The organism is Kitasatospora sp. NPDC096128 (assembly GCF_040303105.1).
Lineage (GTDB): Bacteria > Actinomycetota > Actinomycetes > Streptomycetales > Streptomycetaceae > Kitasatospora.
This window is the reverse complement of sequence record NZ_JBEOSP010000017.1, coordinates 104,348-119,063: the sequence shown is the minus strand read 5'-3', so window position 1 is coordinate 119,063 and position 14,716 is coordinate 104,348. Positions and strand designations below refer to the sequence as shown.

General features: G+C 74.7%; 16 protein-coding genes. 7 read left to right on the top strand and 9 right to left on the bottom strand.

Features of this window, described 5'->3' with window-relative positions; translation table 11 throughout:
* Window positions 1–97 precede the first annotated feature (97 nt).
* Window positions 98–793 (bottom strand): response regulator transcription factor, encoded by a 696-nt coding sequence (locus ABTY61_RS20530; protein WP_350506441.1) that lies wholly within the window; start codon window positions 791–793, stop codon window positions 98–100.
* Window positions 790–2,043 carry a sensor histidine kinase gene (locus ABTY61_RS20525; RefSeq protein WP_350506440.1) on the bottom strand — a complete coding sequence of 418 codons (1,254 nt, stop codon included), beginning with the start codon at window positions 2,041–2,043 and terminating at the stop codon, window positions 790–792. The genes ABTY61_RS20530 and ABTY61_RS20525 overlap by 4 nt, the downstream gene beginning before the upstream one ends.
* 207 nt (window positions 2,044–2,250) lie before the next feature.
* On the opposite strand from ABTY61_RS20525, the gene ABTY61_RS20520 reads away from it, so the two are divergent.
* Together ABTY61_RS20520 and ABTY61_RS20515 are read left to right on the top strand one after the other, a co-directional pair.
* Window positions 2,251–2,970 (top strand): ABC transporter ATP-binding protein, encoded by a 720-nt coding sequence (locus ABTY61_RS20520; protein ID WP_350506439.1) that lies wholly within the window; start codon window positions 2,251–2,253, stop codon window positions 2,968–2,970.
* Window positions 2,967–5,348 carry an FtsX-like permease family protein gene (locus ABTY61_RS20515; protein ID WP_350506438.1) on the top strand — a complete coding sequence of 794 codons (2,382 nt, stop codon included), beginning with the start codon at window positions 2,967–2,969 and terminating at the stop codon, window positions 5,346–5,348. Before ABTY61_RS20520 ends, ABTY61_RS20515 begins: the two co-directional genes overlap by 4 nt.
* A gap of 66 nt (window positions 5,349–5,414) precedes the next feature.
* Here the strand turns inward: ABTY61_RS20515 and ABTY61_RS20510 are convergent, their stop codons facing one another.
* Window positions 5,415–5,927: a histidine kinase gene (locus ABTY61_RS20510; RefSeq protein WP_350506437.1), complete on the bottom strand. Its 513-nt coding sequence runs from the start codon at window positions 5,925–5,927 to the stop codon at window positions 5,415–5,417.
* 200 nt (window positions 5,928–6,127) lie between these two features.
* Between ABTY61_RS20510 and ABTY61_RS20505 the strand changes: the two genes are divergently transcribed.
* Window positions 6,128–6,616: a hypothetical protein gene (locus ABTY61_RS20505; RefSeq protein ID WP_350506436.1), complete on the top strand. Its 489-nt coding sequence runs from the start codon at window positions 6,128–6,130 to the stop codon at window positions 6,614–6,616.
* A 132-nt stretch (window positions 6,617–6,748) separates the two neighbouring features.
* Complete coding sequence (locus ABTY61_RS20500; protein ID WP_350506435.1) at window positions 6,749–7,204, top strand: DUF5990 family protein; 456 nt, start codon at window positions 6,749–6,751, stop codon at window positions 7,202–7,204.
* A gap of 68 nt (window positions 7,205–7,272) precedes the next feature.
* Here the strand turns inward: ABTY61_RS20500 and tsaD are convergent, their stop codons facing one another.
* Window positions 7,273–8,334: a tRNA (adenosine(37)-N6)-threonylcarbamoyltransferase complex transferase subunit TsaD gene (gene tsaD / locus ABTY61_RS20495; RefSeq protein ID WP_350506507.1), complete on the bottom strand. Its 1,062-nt coding sequence runs from the start codon at window positions 8,332–8,334 to the stop codon at window positions 7,273–7,275.
* Window positions 8,335–8,497: 163 nt separating this feature from the next.
* On the opposite strand from tsaD, the gene ABTY61_RS20490 reads away from it, so the two are divergent.
* Both ABTY61_RS20490 and ABTY61_RS20485 read left to right on the top strand, forming a co-directional pair.
* Window positions 8,498–9,100, top strand: a complete 603-nt coding sequence (locus ABTY61_RS20490; RefSeq protein WP_350506434.1) for a superoxide dismutase — start codon at window positions 8,498–8,500, stop codon at window positions 9,098–9,100.
* Window positions 9,101–9,349: 249 nt separating this feature from the next.
* Entirely contained in the window at window positions 9,350–10,405 is a 1,056-nt protein-coding gene (locus ABTY61_RS20485; RefSeq protein ID WP_350506433.1) for a glycosyltransferase family 2 protein, read from the top strand.
* A gap of 15 nt (window positions 10,406–10,420) precedes the next feature.
* On the opposite strand, the gene ABTY61_RS20480 is transcribed toward ABTY61_RS20485, so the two are convergent.
* Window positions 10,421–11,017 (bottom strand): TetR/AcrR family transcriptional regulator, encoded by a 597-nt coding sequence (locus ABTY61_RS20480; protein WP_350506432.1) that lies wholly within the window; start codon window positions 11,015–11,017, stop codon window positions 10,421–10,423.
* A gap of 122 nt (window positions 11,018–11,139) precedes the next feature.
* Here ABTY61_RS20480 and ABTY61_RS20475 point away from each other — a divergent pair, with 122 nt between their 5' ends.
* On the top strand, window positions 11,140–11,433 hold the full coding sequence (locus ABTY61_RS20475) for a putative antibiotic biosynthesis monooxygenase (protein WP_350506431.1): 294 nt from the start codon (window positions 11,140–11,142) through the stop codon (window positions 11,431–11,433).
* Between the two features lie 136 nt (window positions 11,434–11,569).
* Here the strand turns inward: ABTY61_RS20475 and ABTY61_RS20470 are convergent, their stop codons facing one another.
* The 4 genes from ABTY61_RS20470 to ABTY61_RS20455 are packed head-to-tail and all read right to left on the bottom strand — an operon-like array spanning window position 11,570 to window position 14,670.
* Window positions 11,570–12,433: a 5-oxoprolinase subunit C family protein gene (locus ABTY61_RS20470; RefSeq protein ID WP_350506430.1), complete on the bottom strand. Its 864-nt coding sequence runs from the start codon at window positions 12,431–12,433 to the stop codon at window positions 11,570–11,572.
* Between the two features lie 46 nt (window positions 12,434–12,479).
* Complete coding sequence (locus ABTY61_RS20465) at window positions 12,480–13,103, bottom strand: 5-oxoprolinase subunit B family protein (protein ID WP_350506429.1); 624 nt, start codon at window positions 13,101–13,103, stop codon at window positions 12,480–12,482.
* Window positions 13,100–13,924 (bottom strand): LamB/YcsF family protein, encoded by an 825-nt coding sequence (locus ABTY61_RS20460; protein WP_350506428.1) that lies wholly within the window; start codon window positions 13,922–13,924, stop codon window positions 13,100–13,102. Before ABTY61_RS20460 ends, ABTY61_RS20465 begins: the two co-directional genes overlap by 4 nt.
* Window positions 13,921–14,670: a GntR family transcriptional regulator gene (locus tag ABTY61_RS20455; RefSeq protein WP_350506427.1), complete on the bottom strand. Its 750-nt coding sequence runs from the start codon at window positions 14,668–14,670 to the stop codon at window positions 13,921–13,923. Before ABTY61_RS20455 ends, ABTY61_RS20460 begins: the two co-directional genes overlap by 4 nt.
* Window positions 14,671–14,716: the final 46 nt, after the last annotated feature.

Below are 14,716 nucleotides of genomic sequence, written 5' to 3'. Positions count from 1 at the left end.
CGCACGCCGTCACGCCGTCACGCCGTCACGCCGTCACGCCGTCACGCCGTCACGCCGTCACGCCGTCACGCCGTCACGCCGTCACGCCGTCACGCCGTCACGCCGTTCCCGGCGCTCCTGTCGCTCCCACGCTGACCAGCCCGGTCTCATACGCCGCGACCACCACCTGGGCCCGGTCCCGCAGCCCCAACTTGCCCAGGATCCGGGCCACATGGGTCTTCACCGTCGCCTCGGAGAGCTGCAGCCGGACGGCCAGCTCGGCGTTGCTGAGGCCCCGGGCGAGCAGCCCCATCACCTCCAGCTCGCGCGGGGTGAGGGTGGCCAGTTCGCGGTGCGGAGCGGCGGCCTCCGGGGCGGCGGGGCGGGCGAAGCGCTCGACCAGGCGGCGGGTGATCGCGGGGGCGAGCAGCGCGTCCCCGGTGCGGACCAGCCGGACGGCGGCGGCCAGGTGCTCCGGGGTGACGTCCTTGAGCAGGAAGCCGCTGGCCCCGGCGGCCATCGCGGCGTAGACGTAGTGGTCCAGGTCGAAGGTGGTCAGCATGATGATCCGGGGCGCGTCGGCGGCGCGGTCCGCGAGGATCCGCCGGGTGGCCTCCAGGCCGTCCAGGCCGGGCATCCGGATGTCCATCAGCACCACGTCCGGTCTGTTCCGGCGGACGGCGGCGACGGCCTGCTCGCCGTCCTCCGCCTCGGCGACCACCTCGATCCCCTCGGACTCCAGGATCAGCCGGAAGCCGATCCGGACCAGGGCCTGGTCGTCGGCGACCACCACGCGGATCGCTTGCTCGTTCATCGACTCTCCAGGGGTATCGAGGCGGTGACGCGGTAGCCGCCGCGCGGCCGGGGTCCGGTGTGCAGGGTGCCGCCGTAGACGGCGAGGCGTTCGCGCAGGCCCAGCAGGCCGCGTCCGTTGCCGGTGGCGGCGGCGCCGGTGGGGCGGCCGCCGGTGTCGGTGACGTCCACCCTCAGGTGGTCGGGGCCGTACTCGACGGTCACCGCGGCGTCGGCTCCGCCCGCGTGCTTGACGGTGTTGGTGAGCGCCTCCTGGACGACCCGGTAGGCGGCGAGCTCGACCCCGGGCGGGACGGGCCGGCGCTGCCCGCGCACGGTCAGCTCCACCGGCAGTCCGGCCCGGCGCACGCCCTCGACCAGGGCGTCGAGCCGGCCGAGGCCGGGCTGCGGGCTGAGGTCGGCGTCGGCCGCGGGATCGCCGCCGGTCTCCGAGTCGATGGTCAACAGGCCCATCACCTGCCGCAGTTCGGTCATCGCCGCGCGCCCGCCGGCCTCCACCGCGGCCATCGCCTCGCGGGCCTTGTCCGGGGCGGTGTCCAGGATCTTGCGGGCGGCCCCGGCCTGGATCGTCATCATGCTCACGTTGTGGGTGACCACGTCGTGCAACTCCCGGGCGATCCTGGCCCGTTCGAGCTCCACCGCGCGGTCGAGCGCGGCCAGCTGCTCCCGCTCCAGGGCGGACATCCGCTCCCGGCCCTGCTCCACCCGGTGCCGCCACATCCGCAGTTCGTAGGCGACCGCGAGCACCGGCACCAGGACGAGCACGGCCACCACCCAGTTCTCGAACTCCGGCAGCAGGGCGTCGTTGAAGAGCACCACGAGCGCTACGGCGGCGGCCGCCAGGCCGAGCAGCACGGCCCTCGGGCGGCGCCCGTACGCGGCCGCGCTGTAGGCGGCGACGATCACCACCACGCCCGCCCAGAACGCGATGTCCTCGTGCTGCGTCCGCACCAGCAGCGCGGCCGGCAGCACCGTCCACAGCACTGCCAGCGGGTGGCGCCGGCGCAGCACCAGCGGCAGCGGGACGAAGGGGACCAGCAGCAGCATCCCCTTCCAGGGCGATCCGTGCCGGTCCGGACCGTACTGGCCGTGGGCGTGGGCCGCGACGGTGGCGTAGCGGGCGCAGACGGAGACGAGGAACAGGGCCAGGGCCAGGTCGAAGGCCTGGCCGCGCCGGGTGGGCCGGGGCGGGGGCGGCGCGTCGTCGGCGCCGCCGTCCAGCAGCCGTCGCACCGTGGGGTGGGTGATCACCGGGACATTGTGGCGGTCGGCCGCCGCCCGGGACAGCCCCGCGAGCGGGGGCAGCCGCTACACCGGGCGACTACCTCGCAAGGATGACGCCGGCGGCCGTACGCCCGACGCGGTACGGAAGTTGCGGCGGGCGGCGGACGTGGCGGCGTGCCGTCCCTCCGTACCTTCGTCCTCGTCACCAGCGGCAGAACGGCGAGGAGCGGGGAAATGAGCAGCGATCCGGTGATCGAACTGAGCGGTGTGAGCCGCCACTACGAGGGTGCCCGGGCGGCCCTGGACGGGGTGGCGCTGAGGGTGTCCGAGGGCGAGTCGGTGGCGCTGCTCGGCCCGTCCGGCAGCGGGAAGTCCACCCTGCTGAACCTGGTCGCCGGGCTGGACCGGCCGAGCACCGGCACGGTCACGGTGGCCGGGGTCCGGGTCGACCGGCTGACCGAGTCCGGCTCGGCCAGGTACCGGCGCGCCACGATCGGCATGGTGTTCCAGTTCTTCAACCTGCTGGACGACCTGACCGTGGCCGACAACGTGGTGCTGGCCGGCGAGTTGGCCGGCGTCCCGCGCGCCGAGGCCCGGCGGCGGGCCGCCGAACTGCTGGAGTCGCTCGGCATCGACCGGCACGCCCGTGCCCACCCGGGCCGGCTCTCCGGCGGTGAGCGCCAACGCGTCGCGGTGGCAAGGGCGTTGATGAACAAACCGGCGCTGCTGCTGGCCGACGAGCCGACCGGCGCACTGGACTCGGCCTCCGGCGAGGACGTCAAAGAGCTGTTCCGGGAGCTGCACCAGGACGGTCAGACCATCCTGCTGGTCACCCACGACCTGACCCTCGCCGAGGACTGCGCGACCCGCACGGTCCGGATGCGGGACGGCCGGATCGAGTCGGACTCTGCGGTCTCGGCGGTCTCGGCGGACTCTGCGGAGGTCGTGGCATGACCGCGCTCGGAAGGGTCGTCCGCGCCGGGGTGCGCCGCCGCCGCACCCAGTCGGTCGCCATCGGGCTGTCCGCCCTGGTGGCCACCACCTGCTCCGTGCTCGGCGGTTCGCTGCTGGTCGCCTCCCAGGCCCCCTTCGACCAGGCCTTCGACGGCCAGCACGGGGCCCACCTCACCGTCACCTTCGACGGCACCCGGGCGAACGCCGACCAACTCGCCGCCACCGCGCACGCCGCCGGGGTGACGGCCGCGGCCGGCCCCTTCCGCACCGTCACCGTCGACCCCGAGCCGGGCGTCGGCTCGACCGCCCCGGCGGGCCTGACGATGTCGCCGATGACCGTCGCCGGTCGGGCGTCGGCCGCCGCCGGGATCGACAACGTGACCATGATGGAAGGGAGTTGGCCGACCAAACCGGGCGAGGTGGTGATCTCCGCCGGGTACGGGAACCCGGGTGTGCCGATCGGCGGGACGCTCCGGCTGCCCGGTCTGCCGGGCGCACCCTCGCTGACCGTCGTCGGCCTCGCCCGCTCCGTCAGCCGCACCGCCGACGCCTGGGTCACCCCCGATGCCATCCCGGCGATCACCGCCCCCGGCAGCACCTCCGGTTACGAGATGCTGTACCGCTTCGCCGACTCCGCCACCGCCGACGCGATGGCCGCCGACCGTGCCGCCGTCGCCTCCGCAGCCCCTGCCGGGGCCCCCACCGGTGCCCAGTCCTGGCTCAACGCCAAGCAGGGATCGGACCGCAACACCGCTCTGTTCCTGCCCTTCATGGTCGCCTTCGGCCTGCTCGGCATGGCGATGTCGGTGCTGGTCGCGGGCAACGTGGTGGCCGGCGCGGTCGGCAGTGCCACCCGGCGGATCGGCGTGCTCAAGGCGATCGGCTGCACCCCCGCCCAGGTGGTGCGCGCCTATGTCGCCCAGGCGATGGTCCCGGCCGCCCTCGGCACCCTGCTGGGGGTGGTGGCCGGCAACCTGCTGACCGTCCCGGTGCTCGCCACCGCCGGGAACCTCTACGGCACCGACGCCTCCGGCGTCGCCCCCTGGGTGGATGTCGCGGTGGCCGGCGGCACGCTGGCCGCCGTCGCCCTGGTCGCCTGGGCGGCCGCCGCCCGCGCCGGACGGCTGCGCACCGTCGACGCGCTGGCCGTCGGCCGTACGGCCGGCACCACCCGGCGCGACGCCGTCGCCCGCCGGGCCACCGCGCTGGCCGCCCGGCTGCCGCTGCCCCGGCCGCTGAGCCTGGGCCTGGCCCAGCCCTTCGCCCGCCCGGCCCGGGCGGCCGGGATGCTCGCGGCCGTGCTGTTCGGCACGGCGGCGGCGGTCTTCGCGGTCGGCATGGGCGGCACGATGAGCTGGGTGCAGGAGGCGAAGAACCGCGACCACGCGGACGTCGTCGTGCACCCGCAGCGGCCGGACGCGGTGCCGGGGTCGGGGGCGGCCGCGATGCCCGTCGCCGCCGACCGGTCCGTCGTCATCGCCGCCCTGACCGCCCAGCCGGGCACGGCCGGCTACTTCGGCAACGGCGCCGAGGACGTCACCGTCCCCGGCGTGGCCGGCGGCACCACGGTCACCGCCTTCGACGGCGACGCGACGGCGGCCGGCTACAAGATGGTCTCCGGCCGCTGGTACCAGGGGCCCGGCGAGGCGGTCGCCCCCGCGACCTTCCTGACCGAGGCCTCGGTGAAGCTCGGCGACCCGGTGACCTTCGTGTCCCACGGCCGGTCCGTCACCGTCCGGCTCGTCGGCGAGGTCTTCGACCCGCACGTGCAGACCAACGAGCTGATCACGGACGCCGCCACCTTCCCGTCCGGGACGGCCCCCAGGCCCGACTTCTGGTTCGTCACGCTCAAGCCGGGCACCGACCGCGCCGCCTACGCCACCGCCCTCGGCGCCGCGCTCGCCCCCGCGCAGATGACCGCAGAGGCCGGCGGGCCGCACAGCTCCAGCGACTCGATCGCCGCGCTCGACTCGATCACCGTCACCCTGACCGTGCTGCTGGTCGTGGTCGCCGGGCTCGGGGTGTTCAACACCGTCGTCCTGGAGATCCGCGAGCGCACCCGCGACATGGGCGTCACCAAGGCCCTCGGCATGACCCCGGCGCAGACCGTGGGCGTGGTGCTGGCCTCGGTGCTGCTGGTCGGGGCGGTCGGCGGCGCGATCGGCCTGCCGGCCGGGCTGCTGCTGCACCGCTTGACGGTGCCCGCGATGGGCCACAGCGCCGGGCTGAACTTCCCGGCCGCCGCCCTGGACGTCTTCGGCACGCCCGCACTGGTCCTGCTCGGCCTCGGCGGCGTGCTGATCGCCCTGCTCGGCGCCCTGCTGCCCGCCGTCCGGGCGGCGCGGGCGCGGACGGTGGAGGCGCTGCGGGCGGAGTGACCCGCCAGGTGCACCGCCGGGAGCGCCGCCGGTGCGCCGCCGGGTGCACCACCGGAGGGCCGGGCCTCAGGACTCCTCGTCTGCTGCCCGGTCCTCCTCGGCCTTCTTCTCCGCCGCCCGGACCTGCTCGGTGAAGATGTGCGCGTCGATCCGCTCGACCGTCGCCCCGTGCTCGGCGGCCAGCCCGTCCGCCGGCCCGGGCGAGGACTCCCGCAGCTCCACGGCCACCAGCGCCCCGCCGTCCGGCACCCGGGGCGACAGCACGATCAGCGCGGCGCCGCCCTCCGAGGCCGCGCGCTCCTCGGCCGCGTTGCCGAGCGCCGCACCCGCCGCGAAGCCCAGCAGCACGCCCACGGGCCCGCCGAGCAGCCCCACCAGGCCGCCCAGCACCCCCGACCCGACCGTGGCCACCCCGGCGCCCCGGGTGAAGGTGTCCTTGATCTCCAGCAGGCCGTCGGCACTGCGCTCCATCGCCGCCGCGTACCGCAGGCCCGGCAGGTGCTGCGCCGCCTCGAAGGCGGGGCGCCAGGCGGTGGCGTCGTGGAAGGTCAGCAGGACGACGTTGTGCTGCTCGCTCATCGCACTCCGATCGGGCAGGGGCGGCTCGGGCCTCCATCGTCACGCTCGGCCCGGGGCCCTGCCACAGGAACCGCTCCGAGCACCGGGGACCTCCCGGTGGCCGGCGGTGGAAGCGGAACGGCGCGAACGGAACGGCGGAAAGGGAACGTCGGCCCGGAATTCGGGCGACGGGACGGCCCGGTTGCGGGGACGATGACGACATGCTGAGCAACGGGGAACCCGAAGAGGACGCGACGGACGAGGACCGGCTGCTGCAACGCCTGGTCGGCGAAGTGTGGGTGGACGTCTACCGGTTCGGCGGCATGGGCGTCGTCGACTTCGGCGAGACGGTCTCCTGGCCGCTGGGCGACGCCGGGGAGGAGTCGACGGGCAGCCGGTTCGCCGTGCACGCCGGGTGCCCGTTCCGGATCGTCCAGTGCGGGGAGGTCTACCTCGGCTCCGACGACCTGGTGCCGGCCGGGGGCGGTGACCGCCTCGCCTACGACTCCGGCGCCGACGCGCTCCGGGAGTTCCTGGGCCGGGAGTCGCCCCGGGTGCTGTCGGTGGAGCGGGCGCCGGAGGGAGACCTGCGGATCACCCTGGAGCACGAGCTGAGGATCGACGTCCTGCCGACGAGTTCGAAGGTCGAGGAGTGCTGGCGGTTCGTGGTCCGGCGGGAAGACCACGTGGTCTTCCCGCCGGTCGGCTGACCGTCCGGGCCGCGACGTCACGACCGGTACGACCGGTACGGCCGGTACGGTCAGCGCCCGGTCCTGGCCACGGCCCGCAGTCGGCGCCGGGTGCGCTGCCCGGGGCGGCCCGCCGTGGGGGACCATGGGGCTATGGAGCTGAGGATCGAGGCCGTCGACCTGCCCGGGCGCGAGTGCGCGGGCGGGCCGGGCTTCCCGGGGTACCGGGACATCCACGTCGCCGTCCAACGCCGGGGCCGCCCGGCCGAGTTGCTGGATCCGCACCCCGGTGACGCGCAGCGGGCGCGGTGGTCGCTGGAGTGTGCGGCGAAGCGGCTGCCGGACGGCGGGGCGGACATCACCGGCCGGTACGTCCAGGGCGGCCCGGGCGGGCGCTTCGTCTACCTGAACTGGCTGACCAGGGACGGCGACGCCTGGGCGCTGTTCCGCCGGGCGAAGCTGCTGCTGACCGCGGTGGACGAGGACGTCCTGGCGCAGGCGCTGGACACCGGACTCCTGGTGGCCCGCCTGGGCCTCAGCGACGCCAAGGGCCACCCGCTGTGCGCCGCCGTCCGCCCGCCCCTGGTCGCCTGGTCGGCGACGGGCTGAGCACCGCGCCCGTCACCCGGTCACCCGGTCACCCCGTCACCCGGTCGCGCCGTCACCCGGTCGTGCCGTCACTTGCTCGGGAGCGGCCTGAGCGCCGCGAACTCCAGCGGCGCCGACGGGTCCACCGACACGTCCGCCGGCGCCGGTTCGGCCCCGGCCCGGACCAGCAGGTCGCCGACGGCCGCGACCATCGCGCCGTTGTCCGTGCACAGCCGCAGCGGCGGCACCCGCAGGGTGATGCCGGCCGCGGCGCACCGCTGCTCGGCGAGCGCCCGCACCCGGGAGTTGGCGGCGACCCCGCCGACCACCACCAGGGTGTCGATCCCGTGGTCGGCGCAGGCCCGCACCGCCTTGCGGGTGAGCACGTCCGCGATCGCCTCCTGGAGGGCGGCCGCCGCGTCCGGCACGTGCGGTTCGGCGCCGGCCGCGCGCCGCGCCTCGACCCAGCGGGCGGCGGCGGTCTTGAGGCCGGAGAAGGAGAAGGCGTACGGGTCGTCCCGCGGCCCGGTCAGCGGGCGCGGCAGCCGCACGGCCGTCGGGTCCCCGTCCCGCGCCGCCCGGTCGACGGCCGGCCCGCCGGGGTAGGGCAGCCCGAGGATCCGGGCGACCTTGTCGAAGCACTCGCCGGCCGCGTCGTCCAGGGTGTCGCCGAGGTGGACGATCCGGTCCCGGGCGAGGTCGCGGACCAGCAGCAGCGAGGTGTGCCCGCCGGAGACGATCAGCACGATGCACGGGTCGGGCAGTGGCCCGCCGTCCAGGGTCGCGGCGGCGACGTGCCCGGCGAGGTGGTGCACGCCGTACAGCGGGACGCCGAGCGAGAAGGCGTACCCCTTGGCGGCGGCGACCCCGACCTGGAGGGCGCCGGCCAGCCCGGGGCCGGTGGTGACGGCGACGGCCCCGATGTCCCGGAGCGTCAGCCCGGCCCGGTCCAGGGCCTCCTGCACCACCGGGGCCATCGCGTGGAGGTGCGCCCGGGTGGCGATCTCCGGCACCACCCCGCCGTAACGGGCGTGCTCGTCCATCGAGGAGGCCACCGCCTGCCCGAGCAGCACGCCGCCTTGGACCAGGCCGGCGCCGGTCTCGTCGCAGGAGGACTCGATGCCCAGCACGACCACCGGCGACCCTGTCACAGTCACTCACCCTCTTCAGTCATTACACGTACGGGTGACCATTGTGCCCGACGGGGTATCGGGAATAAGCAGGAGCCCATGCTTCGTTCCTGCAACCCATACGCAATAGTGTTGTCCCGGCACGATCGTCAACGCTCAACCCGCCGAAAGGGGCCGTGTCCTGATGGGCACCTACTCGCTTCCCGACCTGCCGTACGACTACTCCGCGCTCGAGCGGGCCATGTCCGCCGAGATCCTGGAGCTGCACCACTCCAAGCACCACGCCGCCTACGTGAAGGGGGCGAACGACACCCTGGAGCAGCTTGCCGAGGCGCGCGACAAGGAGCAGTTCGGCGGCCTGGTCGGCCTGCAGAAGACCTTCGCCTTCCACCTCTCCGGCCACGTGCTGCACTCGCTGTTCTGGCAGAACCTCTCCCCGGAGGGCGGCGACCGCCCCGAGGGCGAGCTGGCCGACGCCATCACCGAGCACTTCGGCAGCTTCGAGGCCTTCAAGAAGCAGCTCACCACCGCCACCACCGGTGTCCAGGGCTCCGGTTGGGGCATCCTGTCCTGGGAGCCGCTCGGCCGGCGCCTGATCGTCGAGCAGGTCTACGACCACCACGGCAACGTCGGCCAGGGCACCACCCCGCTGCTCGCCTTCGACGCCTGGGAGCACGCCTACTACCTGCAGTACCGCAACGTCCGCCCGGACTACGTCACCCGTCTGTGGGACGTAGTCAACTGGCAGGACGTCTCCTCCCGCTTCGCCGCCGTCAAGGGCGCCTGAGCACCGGGCGAGCGGAAGGGCCCCGGACCGGTCGGGCGGTCCGGGGCCCTTCCCCGTGCGTCCCACCGCGGTTTCCCGTCACGGCCGTTGACACCGGTCACGTCGGCCACACCGAACCGAAGACTCGCCGCCACCCGTTGTTCGCCCGGGAACGGCACGCGGTCGCTACGCTCGGATCACCGCCGGTCACCGGCGGTCGGCGGCCGACCGGCCGACCGGCCCGTCCGCTCCTGAGCGAAAGGCCGTCCGATGGCCCCTCGTCTGTCCGTCGTCGTCCCGATCTACAACGTCGAGCGCTACCTCGCGGAGTGCCTGGACTCGATCGCGGCCCAGACCTTCGAGGACTTCGAGTGCGTCATGGTCGACGACGGCTCGACCGACGACGGCCCGGTGATCGCCAAGGAGTACGCCGCCAGGGACCGCCGCTTCCGGCTGGTCCAGCAGGAGAACAAGGGCCTCGGCGCCGCGCGCAACACCGGCTGGCGCCACCTCGCCCCCGGCACCCAGTACCTGGCCTTCGTCGACAGTGACGACACCCTGCCGCCGCACGCCTACCAGCTGATGGTCAGCACGCTCGACGAGACCGGCTCCGACTTCCTCGCCGGCAACGCGATGCGGCTGCGCACCACCGGCCTCACCCCCTCGCACGCCCACCGCCGCCCGTTCCGCGAGACCCGGCTGCGCACCCATGTCAGCGAACTGCCCGCCCTGGTCACCGACCGCACCGCCTGGAACAAGGTCTACCGGCGCTCCTTCTTCGACGCCGCGGGCATCCGCTACCCCGAGGGCATCCTGTACGAGGACGCCCCGGTCAGCGTCCCGCACCACTTCCTCGCCGAGCGGGTCGACGTGCTCGCCGAGCCGATCTACCACTGGCGGGTCCGCGAGGACGGCAACCTCTCCATCACCCAGAAGAAGACCGACCCGCGCGGCCTGATCGACCGGGTCCGCTCGATGGAACTCGTCCGGGAGTGGCTGCTCGCCCGCCCCGAAACCCTCTTCACCGAGCAGTACTTGCGTGCCTACGACCGCAACTGCCTGACCGAAGAGATCCCGATGTTCTTCTGGTCCATCCCGGACGGCGACCGCAACTACTGGGAGGTCTACCAGCGGCACGTCGGCCGCCTCCTCCAGGCCATCGGCCCCGACCGGATCGCCGGACTCAACGCCCAGCTGCGGCTCAAGTACCGCCTCACCCTGGCCGACGCGATGAACCGCTTCATCGCCGTCCAGCGCCTCCACCGCACCGTCCGCCGCACCCGCCAGGCCGCCGCCCGCCGGGTCGCGGCCGCCCGCCGGGGCTGAACGGGGCCGGGTCGCTCAGTCGGCCGCGGGCCTCGTGAGGCGGTTGACGAGCCCGACCACGGCCTCCCGGTTCGTTGCGGCGTCCGCCGTGCCGGGGAGGAGCAGGCGGACCATCTGGGGCAGGGTGAACCAGGCGTTCACCAGGCCGATCACCGCGAACATCAGCCGCCCCGGATCCACGTCACCGGTTGCCTCGCCGGTGCGCTGCGCGGCGGCGACGGCGGCGACCTTCTCGCCGTAGTGCGCGGTGCGTTCCGGCCCGGCCGCCAACTCCTCGGACTCCGTGCCCCGTTGCAGGCCCTCCCAGGCCAGTAGGCGGGAGAAGTGCGGGTTGGCCGAGTGGTAGTCGAAGACGCGCCCGGCGTAGTCGCCGAGGTCCAGGTGCCCGGTCGGGGCGAGTGGCACCGCCTCCGCCAGCTTGCCGAGCTCGGAGGTCAGCACGGCGGAGAAGAGCCGCTCCTTGTTGCCGAAGTACTGGTAGATCCGCTCCTTGTTCACCCCCGCCCGGGTCGCCACCCGGGCGATCCGGGCCCCGTCCGGGCCGAACTCGGCGAACTCCTCGACCGCGGCGTCAAGGAGGAGCTGCTGCGTGCGTGCGGTGTCCCAGGCCATGGCCCAAGGGTATCCCAAATCTCCAACCCAATGGTTGGACATCCGCGCCCGCGCGTGCCAAACTCCAACCGAAGGGTTGGAGATTTGGTCTCCACCCGCTCACCAAGGGGAGGACCCGCGCCATGACCACCGACACCATCACCACAGCGGCACCGGCAACCACCCCCACCGCGGCGCCCGTTGCGGCCCCAGCCGCCCCGTCCGTCCACCGCCGCGCCCTGCTCACCTGGCTCGCCGTCTACCCGACCATCACCACGGCGTTCCTCCTCCTCGGGCCCCACCTCGGCAACCTCCCGGTGCCACTGCGCACCCTGGTGATGACCGCCTTCGTCGTCCCGGTCGTCGTCTACGCCCTGATGCCCCTGCTCCTCAAGGCGGAGACCAGGCTCGCCCGCCGAGCCGGCGGCCGGAGCTAGCGCGCGACCCGACCCGGTCCTCCGCCCGGCACGCCCGTCGAGCCCCTGCCGCCCCCTCGGGCCGCAGGGGCTCGACGGGTTCGACGCCCTGCCCGCATGCGGTTGACCGGCGCCCCCGGTGCCGCTGCGGCACGACTCACCGCGGCCGGCGCATCGGGGTGAAGCGGACCGGGGTGCCCGGGGCGGCCTGGGCGGCGGCGGCCAGTGCGGCGGCGGGGACGACGCCGATGACGGGGTAGCCGCCGGTGGTGGGGTGGTCGGCGAGGAAGACCACCGGGCGGCCGTCGGGCGGGACCTGGACCGCGCCCAGGACCATGCCCTCACTGGGGAGTTCACCCTCGCGGGCCCGCTCCAGGGGCGGGCCGTCCAGGCGCAGGCCGATCCGGTTGCTGGTGGGGGAGACGCGGTAGCCGGAGCCGGCGAGGACGGTGAGGGACCGCGCGGTGAACCAGTCGTCGCGCGGGCCGGGCAGCACCGGCAGGAGCAGCGGGTCCGGTGGCGCGGGCGTCGGCACCACGTCCACCCCGGCGGGCGGACCGGCCGGTTCGCCGAGCGGCAGCACGTCCCCGGGGGCCACGGGAGCCGGGCCCAGCCCCGAGAGCAGATCGGTCGAGCGGCTGCCGAGGACCGGCGCGGCGGCGATCCCACCGGCGAAGGCGAGGTAGCTGCGCACGCCCCGGGTCGCCGGACCCACCTCCACCAGCGCCCCGGCGGGCAGCCGGACCGGCGCGGCCCAGGCGGCGGGCCGCCCGTCGACCCGCACGGCACACGGTGCGCCGGCCACGGCCACGGTCACCGCGCGGTCCACGCGCACCGCGCAGCCGAGCACGGTGGTCTCCAGGGTGGCCGCCGTCGCGGGGTTGCCGACCAGGCGGTTGGCGAGCCGGTGGGCGGGCTGGTCGAGCGCGCCGGAGCGCGGCACGCCCAGGTGCGCGTGCCCGGGGCGGCCGAGGTCCTGGACGGTCGTCAGCAGGCCGGAGCGGGTGATGGTGACGGTCATGCTCGCTCGCTCTCGTCGCTCTCGTCGCTCTTCTCGCTGACCTCGCTCATGCTTCCTCGATCACGAACCGGACCAGGGTGCCCGGGCTGAGCAGGGCGGCGGGCTCGCGGGACGGGTCCCACAGCACGGCGTCGGTGTGCCCGATCAGCTGCCAGCCGCCGGGGGAGGAGCGCGGGTAGGCGCCGGTGTAGCGGCCGGCGAGGGCGATCGCCCCGGCCGGGACGGCGGCCCGCGGCGCGGCCCGCCGCGGCACCCGGTACCGCTCGGGCAGGCCGGTCAGGTAGCCGAAGCCGGGGGCGAAGCCGCTGAAGGCGACCCGGAACTCGGTCGCCGAGTGGATGCGCGCGACCTCGGCCTCGGCGACGCCCCACAGCGCGGCGACCTCCGCGAGGTCGGCACCGTCGTAGCGCACCGGGACGGTCACGGTCTGGTCGGTGGGCGTCCGCAGCGGCGGCACGCGCCAGCCGGGCAGTTCGGCGGCCAGGGCGCCCGGATCGGCCACGCCGTCGAGCAGCACGGTGCGCTCGGCCGGCACGACCTCCGTGACGGACGGGAACCCGCCCGCCGCGCGGCGGCGCTGGAGTTCGGCGTGGAAGGCGATCGTCTCCTCGGCGCCGTCGAGTTCGACCAGCAGCGCGTCCGAGCCGACCCGCAGTACTCGCAGGTTCATCCCGTACCTCTCCCGGCCCGGTCCGGTGCCGGTGCGAACGCCTCGATGCGGACCCCGGCCCGCCACAGCGCGGTCCGCACCCGCTGGGCCAGGTCGGCGGCCCCCGGGGTGTCGCCGTGCACGCACAGCGAGCGGGCCCGCAGCCGGATCCGCTCGCCGGTGCGGGCGGTGACCTCGCCGTCCCGGGCGATGGCGACCGCGCGGTCGACGACCGCGTCGGGGTCGTGGACGACGGCGTCGGGTTCGCGGCGTGGCACGAGCGTGCCGTGCGGGGTGTAGGCGCGGTCGGCGAACGCCTCGGCGACCACTGGCAGTCCGGCCCGTTCGGCCGCCCCGTGCAGCCGTGAGCCGGGCAGCCCGAGGACCGGCAGCGCCGACGCCGGCCCGGCGAGGCGGATGCCCCGGACCACCGCCTCCGCCTGCTCCTCGTCGTGCACCGTCCGGTTGTACAGCGCGCCGTGCGGTTTGACGTACGCCACGTCCGTCCCGGCCGCCCGGGCGAACACCTGCAACGCCCCGATCTGGTAGGCGACTTCGTGGGCCAGTTCGTCGGGCGGGACGTCCATCGCGCGGCGGCCGAACCCGGCGAGGTCCCGGTAGGAGACCTGGGCGCCGATCCGTACGCCCCGGGGCGCGGCCAGCTCGCACACCCGCTGCATGGTGCTCGGGTCCCCGGCGTGGAAGCCACAGGCGACGTTGGCGCTGGTGACCACCGACAGCAGGGCGTCGTCGTCGGTGAGCGTCCAGCGGCCGAAGCCCTCGCCGAGATCGGCGTTGAGGTCGACGACCGTGGTGGGGGCGTCTTCGGGCGGCGCTGTCACGCCGAGCCGTCCGTCACGGAGCTGTCCGTCACGGAGCCGTCGGGAACGGAGCCGTCGGTCACGGAGCCGTCCGTCATCGCGCGGACGATCACCGCGCGCGCGTCGTTCAGATAGCTCGTCAGCTCCACCTCGGCGTCGTCGATCTCGCCCGTCTCCAGCAGCCCGGCGAGCGTCTGGTTGCGGCGCAGGAACGGCGCGTGCAGCCCGCGCGCCGACGGGACGGCGGCGAAGGCCAGGCGCAGCTCGGCCATCAGGCGGGCCATGCACTCGTCGATCCGCTCGCTGCCGGCGATCCCGGCGACGGCCTGGTGGAAGTGCAGGTCGGCGGTGCCGACGGTGATCCAGTCGCCGGCCGCCTCGGCGGCCTCCGCGCGGTTCAGCGCGGTCCGTACCGCGGCCAGGCGTTCGGGCGTCGCGCTCCGCAGGGCGCGCACACCGGCGGTCTCCAGGGCGAGGCGCAGCGTGTAGATGTCGGCGACGTCGTCCGGTTCGAGGATCCGGACGAACACGCCCCGGTTCATCTTGTGGACGACCAGCCGCTCGTCGGCCAGCAGTCGGAACGCCTCGCGGAGTGTGTTGCGCGAGACGGTGAGCGCTTCTCCGAGCGCCTCCTCCGAAAGCCGGGTGCCCGGGGCGAGCAGGCCCTCGGTGATGTGGTCGCGCAGCACGTCGGCCACGCGTTGGGCGGCGCTGGCGCGGTCGAGCCGGCCCCGGTCGGCCGTGAGTGCGTCGAAAACTCCGGTCACGTTCCACCTCCTGAACTCTTGTCGGATTGTTCCACAATCCCCTAGC